The organism is Candidatus Accumulibacter contiguus (genome assembly GCF_012940005.1).
GTDB lineage: Bacteria > Pseudomonadota > Gammaproteobacteria > Burkholderiales > Rhodocyclaceae > Accumulibacter > Accumulibacter contiguus.
The window spans coordinates 1-1,822 of sequence record NZ_SPMX01000141.1 but is presented as its reverse complement, the minus strand read 5'-3'; the positions used below and the strand labels follow the sequence as shown (position 1 = coordinate 1,822).

Annotated in this window: 1 protein-coding gene; it reads left to right on the top strand. The window is 60.0% G+C overall.

What is annotated here, in order from left to right:
* Positions 1–155: 155 nt before the first annotated feature.
* Positions 156–1,822 (top strand): IS1634 family transposase (locus E4Q08_RS23665; protein ID WP_248595136.1); only part of this gene is annotated, 1,667 nt, incomplete at its 3' end.

The window sequence follows — 1,822 nt, the reverse complement described above, 5'->3', positions numbered from 1 at the left end:
ATCCGCTGACGCTGAACAGTCTGACGGACCTTCCCGGAGCCCTTGAGGTAAGTCGTTGATTCATGGCAAGAAACCAGAAAATCGGCAAAAATGTAGGCATGTAAATATAATAATAGCTATTTACAAACAATGTGCTATTGGCTATTATTGTCGGCATGTACATCGCCCGCGTCCCCAACCGAAAGTCCAGGCCGGCCATCCTGCTTCGCGAGTCCTATCGCGAGGGAGGCAAAGTCTGCACACGAACCATCGCCAATCTGACGAACTGGGCACCGGAACGAATCGTCGCCATGGAACGTCTGGTGAAGGGCGAATTCGACGACTGGTCGGGAGAGATGACCAGCGGCGAGATTTTTGGGGTGCTGTTTGCCCTCAAGCAGTTGGCCGACCAGGTGGGCCTCACGCGGGTGCTGGGCAGCGCTGCGGAAAGCAAGCTCAACCTGTTCCTGATTCTCGCGCGTATCGCGCATGGTGGCTCGCGGTTGTCGGCGGTACGCTGGGCGAAACAGCACACGGTGGCCGATGTGTTGGCGGTGGAGGCGTTCGATGAGGACGACCTCTATGCCGCGCTGGACTGGCTGGCGAGCCAGCAGGAACGCATCGAGCGGGAGCTTTACCAGGCCTATGTCAAGGCGCAGGGCCAACCGCCCGTGCTGGTGCTTTACGACGTCACTTCGAGCTACTTTGAAGGGGAATGCAACGAGCTGGGGCAATATGGTTACAACCGCGACGGCAAGCGCGGCAAGCCGCAAATCGTCATCGGTTTGTTGACCGCGGAGGACGGGGAGCCTCTGGCCGTGCGGGTCTTCGAAGGGAATACCGCGGACCCGACGACGGTGGCCAGCCAGATCACGATCCTGAAGGAACAATTCGGCATTGCCGAGGTGGTGATGGTCGGCGATCGGGGAATGATCAAGGCCAAGGGGAAAGCCGCGCTGTCGGTACAGGGCTTCCGTTATATCACGGCGTTGACGGACGCGCAGATACGCACCTTCCTCAAGGAGGGGGTGCTGCAGACGGATCTCTTCGATGCGCATCTGTGCGAGGTGGAGCACAACGATAAACGCCTGATCGTGCGCCGCAACGAGACTGTGCGGGTGCGCGAGGAGCGTCGGCGGGAGGACAAGCTGGCGCAGTTGCAAGCGAAGGTCGCCGAACGTAATGCCTTCGTCAAGGACTCCAAGCGCGCCAGCGCGGCAGCAGGCCTGGCCGCCTTGCAGCGCTGGACCAAGAGCCACAAGCTCAGCGCGTTTGTCACCCTGACGCTGAAAGAACGCGTCATTGTCTGTACCATCGACGAGGAGGCCAAAGAGCAAGACGCTCTGCTCGACGGCTGCTATCTGCTGGAAACCAATGTGCCGCTCACCTTGATGGACGCGAAGACGGTCGATGCGCGTTATCGCGATCTGCAAAAAGTCGAGCGCAACTTCCGCACCGTGAAAACCACCTTTCTGGAAATTCGCCCGATCTTCCTGCGCAAGGCCGAGCGGACCAAGGCGCATGTCTTCGTGGCGATGCTGGCCTTAAAAATCACGCGGCGGTTTGAAGCGGCTCTGCGGCAGACCTTCGGCAGCACCGAAGACGACCCCGCCGCCATCACCCCGGACGACGCCCTGGTGGCCCTCGGACGATTGACCTATCTCTACACCACCGACCGCAACGGTCAGCGTCACACGCATCTGCCACGCCCGGACGATCAACAGGCCAAAATCCTCAGCGCCATCGGTCTGTCCTTCCCGCTCAAGGCCAAAGCCGACAAGCTCAGCGGCTTTTCGCTGTTTGAGGAGGCACAGTACCGCGGCGTGCTGGCCGCAGAAAGAAC